Origin of the sequence: Halorubrum sp. Atlit-28R, from assembly GCF_003665955.1 — an archaeon.
GTDB classification, from domain to species: domain Archaea; phylum Halobacteriota; class Halobacteria; order Halobacteriales; family Haloferacaceae; genus Halorubrum; species Halorubrum tropicale.
Map to the genome: position 1 here is coordinate 1 of NZ_QPLS01000024.1, position 1,565 is coordinate 1,565.

A 1,565-nucleotide genomic window follows, 5' to 3' on the forward strand; every position below is an offset into this window, starting at 1 on the left:
ATGCCGAATTTGCCCTCAAGCGTTCCGCACAGGTGTAAATAGTGAGACTGAACCGTTCTTTAGGGAGGCTCTGGGAATACGAAGGCCTTCCAATTACAAGCCAATTTCATTGGAACAGATTATCAGTAACCATAGACAGAAATTCTAACACACAAAGTATCTGTGAGATTATAAATATATATTGCTCGTACGACCCACAGATAGCTGGAATTCAATTACACACTGGTTCGTCCAACCAAATTGGATTCAGTGACAGCCAGGACCACGAAAATGAGCTTGTGAGGTCTACACGCGGTGATAATCTCACTAGCCGAGTTAATTCTCCCAGGCATGTAGGACACTCAATTGGTGAGGGGGTTGTCTAATATGCAAAACCCACTTAACCGCATTCACGACCATACGCTCCCAGACTGGCTCAAGAACCTCCGGCATCTTCAACTCGGAGCCAGAGAGCCGGACGCACCACAGGTCACCGAAGAGTTTGTCGAGACGATCAACGACGCCGCAAACTCGTACGCAGGCAGCCTCAATCGGGTCCGTCCACACAAGAAGGAAGACGGACTAGCATACGCCGAAGAGCTCATCGCCGGGTTCCACAACGAGGGCGTCACTCACTCGGAACTTGCGCAACGATTCAACCTCGGAGAGCGACCGAAGAAGTTCTCCTTCGAGCTTGTCCTGACCGACGAGACCGTCAAATTCCACTTCGGCCTTCCAGACCGGATTCACCAACGCGAGTTTCGCCAGCAAGTCTCTGGGCTGTATCCAAACGCCGAGATCAAGCCCGTCGACAAACCGTTCCCCGAAATCGAACCGGGGATGTATCTGTCCGGTGGCAAACTCGAACTCAACAAAGAGAAGTACCGGCCACTCCGCGGAACGAGTGGTCCCGACGCGTTCGAGTCCGACCCACTTCGCAGTGTCCTGAGCGAACTCGTCGGCTACTCGAACGAAGTCGCGATCGTCCAGTTCGTCTTCACCCCTGCGAGTCGAAACTGGACTGACGGGCTCAAACTACACGAGTGGAGCGCAGACCAGATCAACGACAGTCTCACCTACGGCCGTGTCAACGGGAGCTACTTCAATCCACGATTGGACGACCCGTCAGCAAAGGACCTCCGAGCAGCTGAAGCCGTCCTGAATCAGGAAGGCAAACAGGCGTACTACCTCAACGCTCGCTTTCTGGTCTTCGCCTCGTCGCCAGACATCGCGAAACACCACGCCCACGGGATCGCGAACGTCTACTCGACACAGTACCACAGCGACGAGACGGGGCAGGCGTTCATCCCACTCGCGTTCAAGAAGCGGGGCGTCAAGGAACTCGCCCGGCGGACTGCCGCCCGTGAGTTTTCCTACGACCAGACCGCGCTGAACGTTGAAGAACTCGCAGGGGTAGTCCACCTTCCGGGAGAGGAAGTCGACCAGACGAACATCGACTGGACACGCAAAGGCGTCGGCAACCGGCCTCCCGCACAAGCAAATCGGACAGCAATGCCACCAGACATGCGGGTGAACCGTGACCTATCCGAACTCGGTGGCGAGGCGTCTGCGATGGCGTCACTCTC

1 pseudogene is annotated in these 1,565 nt (G+C 55.4%); it reads left to right on the top strand.

The window, feature by feature from the left end:
* Positions 1-366 precede the first annotated feature (366 nt).
* A pseudogene (locus DVK06_RS16560) lies at positions 367-1,565 on the top strand (hypothetical protein); the annotation flags it as partial.